Source organism: Neisseria sp. P0018.S001 (genome assembly GCF_051957355.1).
GTDB classification, from domain to species: Bacteria; Pseudomonadota; Gammaproteobacteria; order Burkholderiales; family Neisseriaceae; genus Neisseria; species Neisseria subflava_A.
Genome location: NZ_JBQCWN010000010.1, coordinates 39,082 through 57,223, shown reverse-complemented (window position 1 = coordinate 57,223; position 18,142 = coordinate 39,082). Strand labels below are relative to the sequence as shown.

Below are 18,142 nucleotides of genomic sequence, written 5' to 3'. Positions count from 1 at the left end.
CGGCCTTGGATATTATTTGCGTGAATCATCGACAATTTCACCGATCACGACATAGGAGACTGCAATCACTGCGCCGACTGCGTCCAAAGCCAATGTAAATGGCGTTTTCAGGATATTCCCCGTCAACTTCCGAACGTCGGTGCTTTTTTTGGTTTCCGTATAATAAATTCTGACCGGAACGGCAGTGTCAAAACGGCGGTCTTCGGCAACATTTTTCGGCGTTGCATAATAATGACCTTCGGTAGAAATACACCGTGTGTAAACAGTTTTACCATCAAGTTCGACCGGTTTAAACGCCAGCTGTTTCAACTTGGCAATCTCGGCAACTTTTTGAGTATCGTAACGCAGGCAGAAATTCGAGCGGAAAGTTTGCGCTTCAGGGGATTTCAATTCAACCGGCAAAGCTTCATACACCTGTTTTGAATTTTGCCGAACCATTTGAAATCGTTTGCTCAGCTTAGCATCCAAAACCGCCTTCAACTTAGCTGAATCTTTAGGATTAACGACAAACCAATATTTTCCACCCATCATGACCAAGCTGCCTGTTTCCAATTGCGTATTGTCTTTGGCAACCACGCCAAATGCTTGAATATTGTCTTTGGCAACGGTTTTTTCAGTTGTGGTTTGCTGGAACGGGCTATTTCTTTCCCAAAGATCGGTAGTACATCCATTGAGGATCAATACACCAACCAGCAAGGCAGTTACAGAGTGGCGAAATTTCATGGTCATCCTCCTTCGGCATTACGATACAGGCCGTCTGAAAACCGCAATCCGTTTTCAGACGGCCTTAAGGGTTTATTCTTCCCAATCCTGCCCTTCTTCTGAAGCATCGGATTGACCGGCCTCCATCACTGCTTTAATTTCTTGGAACAGCGCGCGGAAGTTTTTAGGCGGTTTGTTTTGTTCCTGCTCTTTTTTGGTATTGCGGATCAAGGTGCGCAATTTACCGGCGTCGGCTTGCGGAAAATCGGCCATAAATTGGGTAATCGCGCCATCGTCTGCCAACAGTCGGGTACGCGCCTGCTCGACGCGTTGCAAAAAGGCATTGTGTGCTGCATTGTCGCCGCGCAGTTTGGCCAAATAGGCTTCGATGGGCGCAGGGTCGGTATCGCGCATCAGGCGGCCGATAAATTGGGCTTGGCGTTTGAGCGCGCTGTTGGACGTGATTTTTTTATAGGTGGCAATCGCCTCGAACAGTTCTTCGTCCAAGCCGATTTTTTTCAACGTATCGCTGGAGAGCTTGGTCAATTCCATACCCAAAGCCTGCAAATCGTTCATCTGCTTTTTCATTTGGGTTTTGCTGACCCATTCGTCTTCTTGTTCAAACATTGTGTTTACCTGATTTTCTGAATCTGCCTATTTTATCAGTTTTCAGACGGCCTTTCCGTGCGATTTTTGCAGAGGCCGTCTGAAACGGTTAAAATGCCGCAAAACCCTGTCAGGAAACCTTTTTATGCTGTTTAACCACACACCGGACGAGCTGTTGCGCTTGTGCGGACACACGCTGGATTTGGCCAAACAATCCGGCGCCACCTCGGCCGAAGCCGATTTCAGCGAGTCGCTCGGCCAAAGCGTCAGCGTGCGCTTGGGCGAAATCGAACAAATCGAGTTCCAACAAGACAAATCTTTAGACATTACGGTCTATGTCGGCCAACGCAAAGGCCGCGCCAGCACTGCCGACTTCTCCGAACGCGCCCTGCAAGATACGGTCAAAGCCGCCATCGATATTGCGCGCTATACCGCCGAAGACGATTGTGCCGGCCTTGCCGATGCTGCCTTAATGGCAACCCATATCGGCGACCTCGACCGCTACCACGAATGGGATTTAAGTACCGAATCCGCCATCGATTTGGCCAAGCAATGCGAACAGGCCGCGCTGTCAACGGACAAACGCATTGAAAATTCCGAAGGCGCATCGGTTCATACCGGCCATTACCAATACGTTTACGGCAACACCCACGGCTTTGCCGCACATCAGCAAAGCACGCACCACAGCATTTCTTGCAGCGTAGTCGCCAGTGACGAACACGGCATGCAGCGCGACTATTGGTACGATTCTTCCTGCCGTCACGAAGACATGGATGCGCCCGAACTCATCGGAAAAACCGCAGCCGAACGGACTTTACGCCGTCTGAACAGCCGCAGCGTTCCGACCGGCAGCTATCCCGTACTGTTTGACACCACTGTCGCCGTCGGCTTAATCGGCCACCTTATCGGCGCACTCAGCGGCGGCGCGCTCTACCGTCAAAGCAGCTTCCTGATTGACAGCATCGGCAAACAAGTGCTGCCCGAGTTTCTCAGCCTTCGTGAAGAACCGCATATCCTGCGCTCGTTCCGCAGCACTTATTTCGATGCCGAAGGCGTGGCCACGCAGCCGCGTTTTGTGGTGAAAGACGGCATAGTCGAAGGCTATTTCCTCAGCAGTTACAGCGCGAAAAAACTCGGTATGCAGACAACGGGCAATGCCGGCGGCGCGCACAATCTGTATCTGAACCACACCCACGCCACGCAGGCCGACCTGTTGAAAGAAATGGGAACAGGTTTGCTGGTTACCGAATTGATGGGACAAGGCGTCAACGGGATTACCGGCGACTACTCGCGCGGCGCGGCCGGTTTTTGGGTGGAAAACGGCGTTATTGCCTATCCGGTTCAGGAAATCACCATTGCCGGACGTTTGCAGGATATGTACCGCGACATCACCGGCGTGGCAGACGACGCATTACGCCGTTCATCCAATCAAATCGGCTCCATCTTGGTTTCTAAAATGACGGTTGCCGGCAACTGATTGAACTAAATATACAAAAGGCCGTCTGAAAGATATCTTTTCTTTTCAGACGGCCTCGCCGTTATCTACTTCCATAAAAAACACATCATGCATATTGTCGTTATCCCCTCTTGGTATCCTTCTTCCGAAACCGACGTGGACGGAATCTTTTTCCGCCTCCAAGCCCAAGCTCTGCAACGCGAAGGCATGAAAATCGGCATGGTCGTACCCATGTTCCGCTACTTGAGAAGCCATCCAAAAACCATCTTCTCACGCTTCTACGGCCTGCGCCGCCATCAGCAAGGCGGACTCAACACTTACGCCTACGACAGCATGTATTTCTTCCCGCGCTGCCCGGTTGTCGATATCGACCGCATCCGCTGGGTTAATGCAGGCATGAAAGCTTTTGAAGCCTATATCGCCGACAACGGCAAACCCGACGTAATTCACGCCCATTGCGTCAACTACGCCGCTATTTTGGCCTGCACCATCTTCAAAAAATACGGCATTCCCTATGTGATTACCGAACACAGCAGCGCCATTTCACGCGGCCTTGTCCGCAAAAACCAATGGCCGTCCATGCACGAAGCCGTGCGCCACAGCGCGGCCCGGTTCGCAGTAAGCCGTGATTTCTGCCGCATTCTCGAAAAAACCTACGCCGGTACAGACTGGCAATACCTGCCCAATATGCTGGGCGGCAATTTTGAACAGGATTTCGAGTTCCCCGAAAAAAACAATCAAGACTTCACCTTCTGCAGCGTCTCCCACCTGCGCCACCTCAAAGGCCACGACCTGCTCCTGCCTGCTTTTGCCGAAGCACTCAAAACCTATCCGCAGCTCAAACTCAAAATCGGCGGCGGCGGCGCAGAAGAAGGCCGTCTGAAACAACTGGCAAGCGACTTGGGTATCAACCACGCCGTTACCTTTACCGGCGCATTGACCACCGACCAAACCCTAGACCTCATGCGCCACAGCAACGCATTCGTCCTCGCCAGCCGTACCGAGACCTTCGGCGTCGTCTATATCGAAGCACTGTCGCAAGGTTTGCCCGTTATCGCCACACGCTGCGGCGGCCCCGAATCCATCGTCACATCCGACAACGGCCTGCTGGTGCCAATCGAAAACATACCGGAACTGACCAAAGCATTGCTCACCCTCTACGAAACCCATGCACAATACGATCCCGTCCGCTTACGCCAAGATTGCCTGCAACAATTCGGCAGCCGTGCCATTGCGCAACACCTGATTGACACCTTCCAAAAAGTGCTTAATAAGTAGGCATAAACCATACAGGCCGTCTGAAATCCTTCAGACGGCCTGCCTGCTTCCAATAAGACAAATCTAGTGTAAAATTAAGACAATAACTAAACTTTTTGATTTAAAATCAGTCAAAGGAAAAATTGTTACCTACAATAATATCCCACATATATTATGCGCTATTACGGAACGATTACTCGCTGGAACAGCAAACGCGGCTTCGGCGCCGCTACCATAGAAGACACAGGCCAAGAAATCTTTCTTGCCCTTGCCGCCTTCACCGCCCTTACTCGCCTTCCGGCCGAAGGGCAGCACATCTCCTTCAACATCACAGAAGGCCGACGCGGCCGCAAAGAAGCTGAAAATGTCTGCTTCGCCCTCGATTGCGCCGACTGCTTCGATGTCCTCGTCCCTCCCCCCGAAAAACCCCTCGCCGGCAAACAGGCCATCGTCGGCTTGATTGCCGTTATCTTCGTCTGCAGCATTTTCGCCGCCTTGTGGTACAGCCTCCACTTTTCCGACAACACGCCAAAAGAGCCGGCCGTCAAAAAACAAGAAACCATGGTTCACGAAGTAGCCGCCAAAATCGAAGCCGAACGCAAAGCATGGCGCGATGCCGTCAACCGCAGCAACCAACGCTCGGGGCAGCCTCAACGCGCCAAAGATAATACGTCGAAATAATAACGCTTTATCCAATACAAAAAGGCCGTCTGAAAAAATGGGAAGATGAAATTATAGATTTCTTCCTCATTCTTTCAGACGGCCTTTGTTCTTACCTCAATTCGGCTCAGCCATTTCCAACGCCTGTTTGATGTCCACGGCAACGACGCGCGATACGCCTTTTTCCTGCATGGTTACGCCGACCAGCTGCTCTGCCATTTCCATGGTCAGGCGGTTGTGGGAGATGTAGAGGAACTGGGTTTGCGCCGACATTTCTTTGACCAGGTTGCAGAAACGCGAGGTGTTGGCATCGTCCAGCGGGGCGTCGACTTCGTCCAGAAGGCAGAAGGGGGCGGGGTTGAGGCTGAACAGGGCGAACACGAGGCTCATGGCGGTGAGGGCTTTTTCGCCGCCGGAGAGGAGGTGGATGGTGCTGTTTTTCTTGCCGGGCGGGCGCGCCATGATGGACACGCCGGCGGTCAGGAGGTCGTCGCCTATCATTTTGAGGGTGGCTTCGCCGCCGCCGAACAGGGTCGGGAAGAAGGTTTGGACTTTGCCGTTGACGGCGTCGAAAGTTTCTTTGAAACGCGCTTTGGTTTTGTCGTCGATTTGGGCGATGGCTTCTTCCAAAAGGGTGATGGCGGCCTGCACGTCTTCGCTCTGGCTGCGGTAGTAGCCGTCGCGTTCGCGCGCTTCTTCGAGTTCTTGCAGGGCGGCGAGGTTGACGGCGCCGAGGGCTTCGATTTGCTGGGTGAGGCTGCCGATGCTGCTGTTCAATACTTTCGGCGATTCTTTCGCCAACGCTTCGAGCGCGTCCAAATCGGCGGCGCGTTCGGTCAGGTTTTGATGGTAGCGTTTGGCGTTGATCAGGGCTTCCTGCTGTTGCAGCAGGGCGGTTTGGGTGGCGGCCTGAAGCTGCGGCAGCTTGGTTTGCAGGGCTTGTACGCGGGCGTATTGTTCCCTGCCCTGCTCCTGAATCTGCGCGAGTTTTTCCTGCACGGCGATGTATTCTTCGTCCAGCGTGTGCACGGCTTCGGTCAGCTCGTCGAGCTTGATGTGCTGCTCGTCGTTTTGGAACTCGGTTTCATAGGCGAGGGCAAGCTCTTGCTGGCGTTCCTGCCAGTCTAGGGTTTGCTGTTCGAGCCGGGCGATTTGCTGCTGGTAGTTTTGTTTTTGCTGGTTGAGCTTGTGGACGGCGACTTCGGCCAGCCCGTATTGGCGGTTGGCTTCCAGCAGGGCAAGCTGCGCCTGTTTCAGACGGCCTTGTTGCTCTTGGCGGCTGTGTGCGGTGGTTTGCTGTTGGTGTTCGAGTTCGGCGGCGGCTTCCTGCAAAGTAGCGATGTCGTCTGAAAGCCCGTCGGACGTGTGTTGCAACACGGTCTGTTCTTCCGCCAACTGGGCCAGTTCGCGCTCGATGTGTTCGCGGCGGATTTGCCCTTGGTTGGTGCGCGCCAGAAGTTCGGCGGCGCGTTGCTGCGCCTGGCTGTATTGGCGCGTGTGCTGCTGTTGCTGCTGCATCAGGTTTTTGTGTTGCACTTCAGACGAGCGCACGACGGCTTCCGCCTGTTTGAACGCGGCTTCGGCGGCAGAAAGTTCGGGGGCGAGGTTGTCCAGTTCGGACGCGATGCCGTCGAGGCGCGCTTTTTGGGCAATCAAGCTTTCCTGCGCGGGTTTGGCATAGAGCAGGACGCTGACTTTATCAACCTGATGGCCTTCGGGTGTGAGCCAGATTTGGTGTGCGCCCAAATCGCTTTGATGCGCGAGGGCATAGCTCAAATCGGGCGCGCACAATACGCCGTCGAGCCAGTGGTGCAATGCCGTCTGAAACGGCGGCTGCGCTTGGATTTGATTCAGCAATGCCTGTACGGGCAGGGATTTTTTGATGCCGCCGGAGAGGTCGTCTGAAAGCCATGCCGCCTGCCCCTGCGGCAACGGCGCGGGCGGCACGAAGCCGTGCGGCACGGCGCGGGCGTGCAGGCGTTCGGCAAGGATGACGGACAAGGCGTGTTGCCACTCGGCGGGCGCGGTGATGTGTTGCCACAGCTGCGGCGCGGCGGCGTGGTCGGTTGCCTGCCAGAAGTCGGCGGCTTCCTGCTGTTGCGACAGGATTTGCGACAACGCCTGCTGCTGCGCCTGCAAGGTGATGTGTTGCTGCTTCAGACTTTGGAAGCGGTTTGAGGCCGTCTGAAACACCTCGCGTGCGGCGTGTAAGGCTTCTTCGGCGGCAATGATTTGTTCTTCGTAATGCTCTTGCTGGCTTTGCAACAAGGCGGCGGCTTCCTGCGCAGCGGCGGTTTCGGCTTCGTCGGGCAGGTTCAGGGCTTGGTTTTCCTGTTTCAGACGACCTTTGCGCTCTTCGTGCTTGGCAATCGTTTGTTCGGCATGGGCAAGCTGCTGCTGCTTCAACGCCAGTTCGCGGCGGATGCGGTTTGCCTCGTCCTGCTGGGTTTGGAAGGCGGCGTTGAGCGTGGCTTGGGCTTCTTCCAATTCGGGCAGACGCTCTTCGTGTTCGGCAACCTGCATCGCCCATTCCGCCAACTCGGTTTGCTTTTCTTCGGCCTGAAACTCGTTTTCTTCAAGCTGCACGCGGATTTGCTGCTGCTCCTGATGGATGCGCTGCATCTGCGCCTGCGCCGCCTGCTTGTCACGTTCGATGCGTTGGTGCAGGTTTTGCTGATGGCGGATTTGTTCTTCCAAACGGGCAATCTGCTCACGCAACACGCCGCGTTTGTTGCTCAGTTCGTGTACCGCCTGCTGCTGCGACTGTTCGGCGGTCTGCAAGGCGTGTACTTCGTCGTTTAACGCCTGAACCTGCGCGGCGGTTTCGTCCTGCTGCGCCTGCAAAGACTGATGCTGCGCGGTCGCCTTGTCGGCGGCGGCAAGCGATTGCTGCCATTGGGCGTAATCGAGCAAATCCTGTTGTTGGTTCAACTGCGCGGTCAGGGATTTGTAACGTTCGGCGGTTTCGGCTTGTTTCTCCAGCTTTTCCACCTGACGCGCCAACTCGTTCTGCAAATCGCCCAAACGCTGCAAATGCTCGCGCGTGTCTTTCAGACGGCCTTCCGTCTCCTTGCGGCGTTCCTTATATTTGGACACTCCCGCCGCCTCCTCGATATAGGCGCGTAACTCCTCCGGCCGCGCTTCGATGATGCGCGAAATCATCCCCTGCTCGATAACGGCATAACCGCGCGCGCCCACGCCCGTACCCAGAAACAAATCGGTAATGTCGCGGCGGCGCACGGTTTGATTGTTGATGAAATATGTCGATTCGCCCTGACGCGTCAGCTGCCGCTTGATGCTCACCTCGGCATACTGCCCCCATGCCCCCTGCAAACTGTGGTCGCTGTTGTCAAACACCAGCTCCACCGAAGCCCTCGGCGCAGGACGGCGCGTCGCCGCACCGTTAAAAATCACGTCCTGCATACTCTCGCCGCGAAGCTGCTTCGCCGAAGCCTCGCCCAACACCCAGCGCACCGCATCAATCACATTCGACTTGCCACAGCCGTTCGGCCCAATAACCGCAACAAGCTGCCCCGGCACATGAATCGTGGTCGGGTCGGTAAAAGATTTGAAGCCGGAAAGTTTGATGTGGGTAAGACGCATGGCAATGTTTCGAATCGGAAAAGAAGGCGTATTTTAACGGAAATACGCTTATTCGTTGAGAGAAAAGCATCCATAAAGTCCGACTGCTTTTTTATCCTCAAAAGGCCGTCTGAAAAGTTTGTTAAAAAGAAACAGACCAGCTATCGAACTCACTAAAATATTTAAAATAAATTCATATAAAACAATTAACTAAAAAAATACCCACCCAACCACCTTACCTTTGATTAATTTTTGTACAGAAATGAAAACAAACTGTTTATTTTTTTATGATTTATGGTTATTATCGGGCATTAAAGGTTTAAAAATCAGATAAACGATCTCTCCGACCTTTTTATCAAGCGAATAACTATACAGGGAATCTCATGTCAAACATCCAAACCAAACTTAAAACCATCGTTTTTACAGCCATCAGCGCAGCTATCTTGTCCGCATGCGGTGGTGGCGGAGGCGGCGGTTCATCTGCTTTAAGCACCGGCGCGACTCCTACCAATAATACCGGCAACTCTGCTGGCAACAATGGCAATTCTGCCAATAACAACAGCAATGCCAACACTCCGAAAGCGCCCTCTACTACGCTTACCAATAGTGCCGACAAGCTTGCCGAACTGACCGATGAAGCTCCAATCGATCCGGCCAATGTTAGCCAGCCTTTGCACACACATTTCATCTCTTCCAAAGGTGCACAACAATCCAACCCTAACGTACAAATCCGCAAAGATGCCACAGGCAAAATGTTCCAAACGGACAATCAAGACCGCAACCAAAATGGTCTGATCAGTTCTATTGACTTTAACAGCAATGATGAAGTCAAAATGGACGGCGTTGTGTTATTTAACAAGACCACTGATGGCAACGCAACCCAACCTACATGGACAAGCTATGCTTCTGTTATTGCCAAAGTATATTCAAAAGGCAATACTCAAACTGATGTCAGCGAACAAAAAGGTAAAGAGAAAAATACCGAATTCGCATACGGTAAATCAACTTTGGATGAACGTATTGTTGAACTTCATAAAAAGTTAGAAGCTGAAAAAGAAAATCTAAAAAAAGAACAAAACTCAGAGTCTGGTCAAGTTGATCATGACAAAATAAAGGAAATTAAAGCTAAAATTGAAGAATTAAATACCTTACACGCTAAAAATCTTGAAGTTCGGGCTAAACTAGCAGAAATGAATGAAAAAGCCAGCAAGAATCTAGCCTATTTCCGTCCAGACCAAGATGGCTTAGTTTTTGACAAACAATTCGACGGTGTCTATGTCATCAATTTTGATGACAAAACCAAAATTGTGTTGCATGATCCTTCTGCGGCCGGCTGGACATATCAAACCTTCGCGCATTACACCGACCCTAAAGGACATGTATACCAAGGCTACCAAAGCCTGGGCGATGAAACTGTCTTCACGACCCTGCCTGCTAAAGGTACAGCCACCTACAAAGGTATTTCCACTGCCTATGTGGTTACCGACAATAACAATCGTCAGTTGACTTCCAATGTCATGGCTATCGTTGATTTCGGCCTCAAAGGTGTCCGTTTTGAAACGTCAAACTCACACTTCCATACTTTGGAAAATGGTAAGCGCGTATCCAAAGCAGATAAAAACTACGATTTCAAAGGTACGGCAAGCTGGAAAGACGGCAACCTCTTCTCCGGTAAAGTCAGCACGGCCGATGACAAGTTAAGCGGTAACCTAAACGGCAAATTCTACGGCCCCAATGCTGCAGAAATTGGTGGTACTTACGGCTTGAAAAACAAAGATGCAACCGAACATTTAATCGGTGGCTATGGCGCGAAACGTCAATAAACCTGCCTAAACAAAAGGCCGTCTGAAGTTTCAGACGGCCTTTTTATTTTTAATTTGAATTACACCGATACGGCTGCTTTGATGTGCGGATGCGGATCGTAGCCTTCCAATTCAAAGTCTTCAAATTTAAATTCAAACAAATCTTTGACTTCAGGGTTGATTTTCATGGTCGGCAGTTTTCGGAAATCGCGGCTTAATTGCAGCTGGGCCTGCTCGATATGGTTGCTGTACAAATGCGCATCGCCAAACGTATGGATAAACTCACCGGCTTCCAAGCCGCATACTTGCGCCATCATCATGGTCAACAATGCGTAGCTGGCGATGTTGAACGGCACACCAAGGAAAATATCGGCGCTGCGTTGGTAAAGCTGGCAAGACAGTTTGCCGTTGGCAACGTAAAACTGAAACAGCGCGTGGCAAGGTGGTAAGGCCATTTCGTCGACCAAAGCCGGATTCCATGCCGATACAATCAGGCGGCGCGAGTCGGGATTTTTCTTGATTTGTTCCACCACGTTGGCAATTTGGTCGATATGGCGGCCGTCGGGTGCGGGCCAACTGCGCCATTGGTAGCCGTAAACTGGGCCCAAATCGCCGTTTTCATCCGCCCATTCGTCCCAAATAGACACATTGTTGTCTTTCAGGTATTTGATGTTGGTATCGCCTTTGAGAAACCAAAGCAGCTCATGAATAATCGAGCGCAGATGCAGTTTTTTGGTGGTCAACAGCGGAAAGCCTTCACTCAAATCAAAACGCATTTGGTAACCGAACACGGAACGCGTGCCGGTGCCGGTACGGTCGGATTTGTCGATACCATTGTCGAGAACATGGCGCATAAGGTCGTGATAGGCTTTCATGTGTTTCCTTAATGTATGTGTTGTGGGAATTTCGTGTGTATTGTACCGAATTTTCAGACGGCCTGCCTCTCTGTCTGCAATGGGGCGACCTTCCCCATATTCGCGTAATACACTCATTAACAATGTTGACAATTTAGCGCTAATTTACACAAATTTTTGAGCTGAATTAAATTTTTACAAAAAAATTTTCAACATTTTCTAGTTTAATTACTCAGCATTTTATTTTATTAAAATCTATTTAATGAAATATTTTTTAAATATTTTTAATTATATTTGAAATATAATTCTATTTTTACAAATTGGTAAAAAAATAATGTCAACAATCTAGGTAAAATTTTTCTTGGCAAGTAAAATTTTTACAGCTATATTTCAAAACATAAATATTGAAATATCTCACTCAATAGGAGTAGAAAAATGACCGACCTGAACACTCTATTTACCAATCTCAAACAACGCAATCCCAACCAAGAACCCTTCCATCAAGCCGTTGAAGAAGTGTTCATGAGTTTGGATCCGTTTTTGGCGAAAAACCCGAAATACACCCAACAAAGCCTGCTTGAGCGTATTGTTGAACCGGAGCGCGTGATTATGTTCCGCGTTACTTGGATGGACGACAAAGGCCAAGTCCAAGTCAACCGTGGCTACCGCATTCAAATGAATTCGGCCATCGGCCCTTACAAAGGCGGCCTGCGCTTCCACCCTACCGTCGATTTGGGCGTATTGAAATTCCTCGCTTTTGAACAAGTCTTCAAAAACGCGCTGACCACCCTGCCTATGGGCGGCGGCAAAGGCGGTTCCGACTTCGATCCTAAAGGCAAATCCGATGCCGAAGTAATGCGCTTCTGCCAAGCCTTTATGACCGAACTCTACCGCCACATCGGCGCCGATACCGACGTTCCTGCCGGCGACATCGGCGTAGGCGGCCGCGAAATCGGCTATCTGTTCGGCCAATACAAAAAAATCCGCAACGAATTTGCTTCCGTCCTGACCGGCAAAGGCCTCGAATGGGGCGGCAGCCTGATTCGCCCTGAAGCCACCGGCTACGGCTGCGTGTATTTTGCCCAAGCCATGTTGGAAACCCGCAACGACAGCATCGAAGGCAAACGCGTGTTGATTTCCGGCTCCGGCAACGTGGCGCAATACGCTGCCGAAAAAGCCATCCAACTGGGTGCAAAAGTATTGACCGTTTCCGACTCCAACGGCTTTGTCCTCTTCCCTGACAGCGGTATGACCGAAGCGCAACTGGCCGCTTTGATCGAGCTGAAAGAAGTACGCCGCGAACGCGTCGCCACTTACGCCAAAGAACAAGGCCTGCAATACTTTGAAAACCAAAAACCGTGGAACATCGCGGCCGAAGTCGCCCTGCCTTGCGCCACTCAAAACGAATTGGATGCAGACGCTGCCAAAATCCTGCTGGCAAACGGTTGCTATGTGGTTGCCGAAGGTGCGAACATGCCGTCAACTTTGGGCGCGGTCGAACAATTTATCAAAGCCGGCATCCTCTACGCTCCGGGTAAAGCGTCCAACGCCGGCGGTGTAGCGACTTCAGGTTTGGAAATGAGTCAAAACGCCATCCGCCTGTCTTGGACACGTGAAGAAGTGGACAGCCGCCTGTTTGACATCATGCACAACATCCACGAATCCTGCCTGAAATACGGCAAAGTCGGCGACAAAGTAAACTACGTCAATGGTGCGAACATTGCCGGTTTCGTCAAAGTTGCCGATGCCATGTTGGCGCAAGGTTTCTAAACCCCTATCCAGCCAAATCAAAAGGCCGTCTGAAAGATTTCAGACGGCCTTTTTCTTTTAAAGCAAACCTTATACGCCCAAATAGCCTTCCCTGCTGGAAAGCCATCTTGCCAAATGCGCTTCGACGATTTCGGGGTTTTGTCCAATCAGCATCGGGGCGATTTCGCGCGCTTGTTCTAAAAGGTGTAAGTCTTCTTCAAGATTGGCAAAACGCAGCATGGGAACGCCGCTTTGACGCGCGCCGAGAAATTCGCCGGGGCCACGGATGTTGAGGTCTTGTCGGGCGATTTCAAAGCCGTCGGTGTGTTCGTAGATGACTTTCAACCGCGCTTTGGCGAGTTCGCTCAAGGGTTCAGCAAACAGGAGGACGCACACGCTTTCTGCCGCACCGCGCCCTACCCGTCCGCGTAATTGGTGCAGCTGCGCCAAGCCCATGCGCTCGGCGTGTTCGATGACCATCAGGGCGGCGTTGGGCACATCTACGCCGACTTCGATGACGGTAGTGGCGACCAAGACGTTCAGACGGCCTGCGGCAAATTCCGCCATGACTTCGGCTTTTTCGGCGGCCTTCATACGCCCGTGTACCAAGCCGATACTGAGTTCGGGTAAGGCCGTCTGAAGTTGCTCGAGGGTTTCGGTGGCGGTTTGCAGTTGCAGGGTTTCGCTTTCTTCAATCAGCGGGCAGACCCAGTATGCCTGCTGCCCTTTGCGGCAGATGTTGAGGACAAAGCCTTCGACTTCGGCGCGGCGGACGTTGTTGACGAGGCGGGTTTTAATCGGGGTGCGCCCGGGCGGGAGTTCGTCGATGACGGACACGTCCAAGTCGGCGAAGAAACTCATGGCGAGCGTGCGCGGGATGGGGGTGGCGGACATCATCAGCTGGTGGACGTCGCGCCCTTTGTTTTTGAGGGCGAGGCGTTGGGCGACGCCGAAGCGGTGTTGTTCGTCCACAATCACCAAGCCGAGATTTTGAAACTCGACGTCGTCTGAAAACAGGGCGTGCGTACCGACGGCGATTTTGACAGAGCCGTCGGCAAGTTTGGTTTTGGCTTCGTCTTTGGCTTTTTTGCGCTGGCTGCCTGAAAGCCAGACGACTTCAAGCCCTAAAGGCTCAAGCCATTGTTTGAACTTGATAAAATGCTGTTCAGCAAGGATTTCGGTCGGCGCCATTACAGCCGCCTGCGCACCGGATTCGATAGCAGTCAAAGCAGACAAAGCAGCAACAATGGTTTTGCCACTGCCGACATCGCCTTGCAACAGGCGGTGCATGGGATGGGTTTGCGCCATGTCGCGGCGGATTTCGGATACAACTCTTTCTTGGGCATCGGTCAAGGCAAACGGCAAGGCGTGGCGCAGGGCTTGGGTGAGTGTACCATCGCCGCCCAATGCCGCCGCCGTGCCGCTGACACGCTTCTGCCGCGCCAGCCGCATGGACAACTGTTGCGCCAAAAGTTCGTCAAATTTGAGCCGTTGCCATGCAGGCAGCGTGCCGTTTGAAAGTTGATGAATGGTGAAACTCGGCGGCGGCGAATGCAAAAGGCGCAGGCTTTCGGCAAGGTGCGGCAGTTTCAGACGGCCTAATAAAGCATCAGGCAAGGTGTCGTGCAGCGGCGTAACATCCAAGGCCGTCTGAATAATGCGGCGCAAAGTGGGTTGATTTAAACCGTTTACGGTCGGATAAATCGGCGTAAGGCTTTCCGCCAAACCGCTGCTCTCAGCATCACGGATTTTAGGGTGAATCATCTCGTCGCCGTGAAACCCGTGTTTGATTTCGCCCACAGCGCGGATGCGCTTACCGACCGCCATCTGTTTCTGGTTGCTGGCGTAAAAGTGGATGAAACGCAGAAAAAGGACGCTGCCGGAACCGTCGGCGATTTGGACAATCAGCTGCTTGCGCGGTTTAAATGTCACTTCCTGATGAATGACTTCTCCCTCGACCTGACACGGCACGCCGATCGGCGCATCCTTAATCGGCATGATGTGCGTCTCGTCCTCATAACGCAACGGCAAATGCAAAACCAAATCCCATGCGGTATGGAGGTTGAGTTTTTCGAGCTTCTTGGCGGAAACATCGGTAATTTTGAGCTGTTTTTGGGTTTCGGGCGTCATCTTAAAAGGCAGCTGATTGAAAGTTTGCTGTATTTTATCCGAAAACAAAAAGGCCGTCTGAACGCAATGTTTCAGACGGCCTTCAAAGCTGAATACTTGAAACAAATGAATATTTGAAAATACGCCGGCTATCGAATCAACTTCAGCCATTGTTAGTAAACAGCTTTCAAAAAAGAAGGATGTTCAATCCATACTTTTATCAGGAATTTGGCCAATAATGTTTACATACCCAATCATTATCCATTCTCCTAAAAATGCCAATCCAATTTCAATTTGACTGTCCGCGGTTCGCCATAGAAATTGTTTTGACCTCGCGTACGGTTGTAGTTATTTTCAAAATACGTCCTGTCAGCCAGGTTCGTTCCTATCAGGCTGATTCTGCCGTGCTTGTGGAAGTCATATTGAACAAAGCCATCTATAAGTCCGTAGCCTCCTTGACGAATATTGTAAAGGCTACTTGTGCGACTTTGCGCGGATATTCCGCCGCCCAAGGTCAATTTAGTTTGAGGCAAGCGGTAGCTTGTACCGAGGCGGAACATATGTACCGGCGTGAAGTTACTGAAGTTATACGGGTCGGCAGTCGTGTTTTTCTCCAACCGCTCCGCATTGACTTCTGCAGCATTTTTATATTTACTTTTGTTATATGTGTAGCCAACAAAAATACGCCAGTTTTCCGACAATTCGCCAGCCAATTCAAGTTCTGCACCACTGCTCTTAACCTTACCCACAGGTTTAGCGATGGTTTGGAATGAACCTCCGTTACGACTAGTATCGGGAACAAATCCGAAATCGACAACGGTTCGGTTTTTCTGCTGTAAAACAAATAAGGCAAGCGAAGCATTCAGACGGCCTTGCAAGAACGACCCTTTCCAACCTATTTCATAGTTAGTCCCGATGAGTGGTGGAAGAACGGATTTGCTGGTTACATCAACGTTATCCTGTTGTTTAAAAATCTTAGTATAGCTGGCATACAAGCTTTGTTGCGGTGTCAGGTCGTAGGTAACGCCTGCATATGGCGTAAACCTATGACTTTGCATTTTTGAGGTGTAGTGTTCTTTGTCGATTTTATTACTGCTCTCAGTTTGGAATGCCGTAGCAGGCTGGCCGTAGCGTACAGGCATTTCTTTGGCTTGTGTGGTTTCATAGCGCGTATAGTGCATACCACCCAAGAGATGCAGACGGTTGGTTGCATTAAAGCGGGTACTGAAAGTCAAAGAATGTGTTTTATTCGTGTTAAGGTATTTCGAATAATTGTATAACGCCGGAACATGATCATCTGCAACCTGAACAGTTTTCCACAGCGGCGTTTTCAGATATTGGTTTGCCCATTTCAAATTTCCCTCTTCATCCCGCTCCTGTATTTTGTTTCCATTTGCATCCAATTCGTAAACAGGATCTTGCACCATTACGCGCTCACCATTGTCGTTGACTGTCCAGACAGGCTTACCCTCTGCATCCAAACGGGGAGTATATTTGGTAACATGCGCGCCACTGCATTCCGGCACATAGATTTTGTTATTACCTTTTTCGTTATAAATATGCCAATCTGGTTCGACAATGCCTTTTTCTAAAGGATTACGCTCCGGACCATCGGGATGAATGCCGCAACTGCCTGCACCTGCATAACCTTGAGGACGGACAAAATAACGGTTTTGATATATTTCCGTATAGGCAGAACGGATTTTTTCATTGTTATACGCATAGCCGACAAAGAAATCATGTTCACGTCCAAGCAGGCGGTAGTTACCTGTCAGATCCAGCTTAAAGCCCCATTGCACATCGTGTTTGGTATAGTGCAACGGCATGAAGTTGTAACGGCGGTTGTATGTGTGGCGAAGATTGTATGCTGAGTTGTATAGACGGTTGGGAAACAAACCTTCTGCATTGTTAATAATGCCTTGCTTTGCAAGCTCCTTATCAACAAACTCTTTTTTATCTACTTCTACACCAGGATCCTGCCAGTCGTTGCACAGGAAATCCAAACCAATGTCCTGCATACATTGATCAAAACCTGCCCGACGTGCTGCCGCCCTTTGGGAGCGATATTGTTCAAAAGCAGATGCATCGAAATGATGGGCAACGTAATCTACTTTTTTCTCTTCATATGTTTTAGTGACGCCATCACGATATTCTTTTAATTTTGCCAACGCCTTGTCTTTAGGCTCAAAAGGGATCACCTCTCCCTTTTCAGTTAGGAAACCTGTTGCCGCAGATGCTGAAATACCTGCCGCGTGTTCGTTTTTCAGAAAAAATTGTCCGACTTTGGCATCTGAATCATTACGCGTATAAGAAATTTCGGCATTGAGTTGCCATCCATTGTCAAAAACATGTTTGAAACCGGAAAAAATATTGTATTTATCAGCCTTCAGGCGTGACCATGAGGTTTCACCCAAATAAGTATTACGTGGCAATTTCAAAGGATTGTTACAGGCCGGACTGGAGCTGAAGGCCGCAGTTTTTTGATCCTCACAAGGTAAAATCACGCCGGCAAAATCGGGAATATCTTTATTTTTCTGATAAGTACCACCCAAAGTCAGCATACTGTTATCACTCAAATCCGTATCAATCACACCATAAACCATGTCTTTCTTGTTCCATACACCCTCTTTAAAAGAGCGGTGGTCCTCATGAACACCAACCAGCCTACCGCGTACCGTATGTTCATTATTCAAGCTTCCAGATACATCCAAAGCCAAACGCTTGCTGCCCCTATGGTCAGTGCTGATTTCACCTGTATGCTTAAACAGAGCTGTTGGCCGCTTACGGATTAAATTAATGGTTCCACCCGGTTCAGAATTGGACTGAGTAAGACCGGTTGCACCTCTGACAACCTCAATGTGATCATAAACAGCCAGGTCTGTACTGGGTGAGACATCGATTTTTGCCGTATAGCCCGAACGTCCAGACACATTAGTGGTAATACCGTCTTCACCAATCTGATCAACATAGAAACCACGAGACAAAAAACGAGTTTGTAGGCCCGAATCGCGAACCACGTTGATTCCCGTAGTGTTTTTCATTGCATCTTCTAAAGAATATATTGCTTTATCATCTAGCTGCCGACGCGTCATTACGCTCACCGACTGCGGCGTATCCTTGCCTGAAATACGCAAGCCAGTCGCCGTTGCCATCGTTCCGATTGTATAAGACTGACTGCGCTCGGTATTACTTTGTGCCTGCCGTTTGCCACTGACCTTGACCGTATCCATGTCTACATGTTCCACTTCTTGATGTCCTGTATCTGCAAAAACGGTTTGGCAAGGCAGCACCAATAACAAACAAATTGTTTTCATTTGAAAATCAGGTTTCACAACTATTTCCTTAATTAATAGAATCTATTTATC

11 protein-coding genes are annotated in these 18,142 nt (G+C 50.5%); 5 read left to right on the top strand and 6 right to left on the bottom strand.

The window, feature by feature from the left end:
- Positions 1–12 precede the first annotated feature (12 nt).
- Both ACTHTJ_RS08010 and yjgA read right to left on the bottom strand, forming a co-directional pair.
- Positions 13–723 (bottom strand): hypothetical protein, encoded by a 711-nt coding sequence (locus ACTHTJ_RS08010; protein ID WP_070584302.1) that lies wholly within the window; start codon positions 721–723, stop codon positions 13–15.
- A gap of 72 nt (positions 724–795) precedes the next feature.
- Entirely contained in the window at positions 796–1,329 is a 534-nt protein-coding gene (yjgA, locus tag ACTHTJ_RS08005) for a ribosome biogenesis factor YjgA (protein ID WP_004519422.1), read from the bottom strand.
- 124 nt (positions 1,330–1,453) lie between these two features.
- Here yjgA and pmbA point away from each other — a divergent pair, with 124 nt between their 5' ends.
- The 3 genes from pmbA to ACTHTJ_RS07990 all read left to right on the top strand — a co-directional run bounded on the left by pmbA (position 1,454) and on the right by ACTHTJ_RS07990 (position 4,702).
- A complete protein-coding gene (pmbA, locus tag ACTHTJ_RS08000) occupies positions 1,454–2,785 on the top strand; it encodes a metalloprotease PmbA (RefSeq protein ID WP_070584300.1) in 1,332 nt (443 codons plus the stop codon).
- Between the two features lie 87 nt (positions 2,786–2,872).
- A complete protein-coding gene (locus tag ACTHTJ_RS07995; RefSeq protein ID WP_070584298.1) occupies positions 2,873–4,042 on the top strand; it encodes a glycosyltransferase in 1,170 nt (389 codons plus the stop codon).
- Positions 4,043–4,195: 153 nt separating this feature from the next.
- Positions 4,196–4,702, top strand: coding sequence for a cold-shock protein (locus tag ACTHTJ_RS07990; protein WP_070584296.1), 507 nt, complete (start codon positions 4,196–4,198; stop codon positions 4,700–4,702).
- A 96-nt stretch (positions 4,703–4,798) separates the two neighbouring features.
- On the opposite strand, the gene smc is transcribed toward ACTHTJ_RS07990, so the two are convergent.
- Positions 4,799–8,284 carry a chromosome segregation protein SMC gene (smc, locus tag ACTHTJ_RS07985; RefSeq protein WP_070584295.1) on the bottom strand — a complete coding sequence of 1,162 codons (3,486 nt, stop codon included), beginning with the start codon at positions 8,282–8,284 and terminating at the stop codon, positions 4,799–4,801.
- Positions 8,285–8,646: 362 nt separating this feature from the next.
- On the opposite strand from smc, the gene ACTHTJ_RS07980 reads away from it, so the two are divergent.
- Positions 8,647–10,086: a transferrin-binding protein-like solute binding protein gene (locus ACTHTJ_RS07980; protein WP_070584293.1), complete on the top strand. Its 1,440-nt coding sequence runs from the start codon at positions 8,647–8,649 to the stop codon at positions 10,084–10,086.
- Between the two features lie 59 nt (positions 10,087–10,145).
- On the opposite strand, the gene ACTHTJ_RS07975 is transcribed toward ACTHTJ_RS07980, so the two are convergent.
- A complete protein-coding gene (locus ACTHTJ_RS07975) occupies positions 10,146–10,940 on the bottom strand; it encodes a thymidylate synthase (RefSeq protein WP_049331396.1) in 795 nt (264 codons plus the stop codon).
- Positions 10,941–11,354: 414 nt separating this feature from the next.
- Between ACTHTJ_RS07975 and gdhA the strand changes: the two genes are divergently transcribed.
- A complete protein-coding gene (gene gdhA / locus ACTHTJ_RS07970; protein ID WP_070584291.1) occupies positions 11,355–12,689 on the top strand; it encodes an NADP-specific glutamate dehydrogenase in 1,335 nt (444 codons plus the stop codon).
- Between the two features lie 69 nt (positions 12,690–12,758).
- Here gdhA and recG read toward each other — a convergent pair whose 3' ends face one another.
- Both recG and ACTHTJ_RS07960 read right to left on the bottom strand, forming a co-directional pair.
- The gene (recG, locus tag ACTHTJ_RS07965; protein WP_070584346.1) at positions 12,759–14,798 is read right to left on the bottom strand and encodes an ATP-dependent DNA helicase RecG; all 2,040 of its coding nucleotides are present in this window, start codon (positions 14,796–14,798) and stop codon (positions 12,759–12,761) included.
- A 248-nt stretch (positions 14,799–15,046) separates the two neighbouring features.
- Complete coding sequence (locus ACTHTJ_RS07960) at positions 15,047–18,091, bottom strand: TonB-dependent siderophore receptor (RefSeq protein ID WP_070584344.1); 3,045 nt, start codon at positions 18,089–18,091, stop codon at positions 15,047–15,049.
- Between the last annotated feature and the right edge of the window lie 51 nt (positions 18,092–18,142).